This is a genomic window from Nonomuraea sp. NPDC001684 (genome assembly GCF_053596515.1).
The window spans coordinates 1-1,154 of record NZ_JBSFGJ010000904.1 but is presented as its reverse complement, the minus strand read 5'-3'; the positions used below and the strand labels follow the sequence as shown (position 1 = coordinate 1,154).

The window sequence follows — 1,154 nt, the reverse complement described above, 5'->3', positions numbered from 1 at the left end:
CCGCCGCCGTACGGCACGCAGAGCAAGGTGAACTCGCTGGCCGGGCCGCCGCCCAGGCGGTGCAGCAGGCCGCCGCCGCTCTCCTGGCCGAGGAAGGCGGCCAGCTGGGCGACGGTGGGCCGGGTGAACAGGTCGATCACGCGCAGCCCGCGGCCGATCTCCTTGACCGCGCGGACGGCGGCGAAGGAATCGCCGCCGAGGGCGAAGAAGTCGTCGCCCGCGCCGACCCGCTCGACGTCGAGCACCCGGGCGAAGGCCCCGGCGACCAGCTCCTCGTTCGGCGTCGAGGGCGCCGCGTACGCGGCCTGCTCGGCCACCGGCTCGGGCAGGGCCGCCCGGTCGATCTTGCCGTTGGGGTTGAGCGGAAGCCGGTCGAGGGCGACGACGTGCGCCGGGACCATGTAGTCGGGCAGCCGTTCACGCAGCGCCGAGCGCACGGCCGCGGCCTGCACGGTCGCGGGCGTCACCCACGCGGCGAGCTGCCTGGCCTTGCCCTCGCCGACGGGCAGCACCACTGCCTCGGCGACCTGGGGCAGCGCCCGCAGCGCGGTGGTGACCTCGCCGAGTTCCACCCGGTAGCCGCGGACCTTGACCTGGTCGTCGACCCGGCCGCGGAACTCGATCTGTCCGTCGGCGGTGAGGCGCAGCAGGTCGCCGCTGCGGTAGCAGCGTCCCTGCCCGGTCAGCGGGTCGGGGACGAACCGTTCGGCGGTCAGCTCGGGCCGGCCGATGTAACCGCGGGTGACCCCGGGGCCGCCGACCACCAGCTCGCCGGGCACGCCGGGCGGCACCGGCCGCATTGCGGCGTCCACCAGGTGGCCGTACACGCCGGGCAGCGGACGGCCCAGCGGCACGATGCCGGTCCGCCGGTCGGCGGGGATCTCCTCGGTGTCGCACACCAGGCAGATCATCGTGGACTCGGTGTGGCCGTAGTGGCTCTGGATCCTGAGCTCGGGCCGGGCGGCGCGGGCCCGCTCCACCAGGTCCCACGGGCACGCCTCGCCCGCCAGGATCAGCAGCCGGCGCGGCAGCACGGCGGCCAGGTCACCGCCCGAGGCCAGCAGCTCCAGGTGGCTGGGGACGCACTTGACGACGTCCACCCGGTGGTGGGTCAGGTAGTCGGCGAACGCGGCCGGGTCCATCGCGGTCTCGCG

1 protein-coding gene is annotated in these 1,154 nt (G+C 75.5%); it reads right to left on the bottom strand.

The genetic code is table 11. From position 1 onward, the window contains the following. Positions 1-1,154, bottom strand: a 1,154-nt coding sequence (locus ACWCSD_RS52975) for a non-ribosomal peptide synthetase (RefSeq protein WP_449927636.1), incomplete at both ends; no start/stop codon positions are given.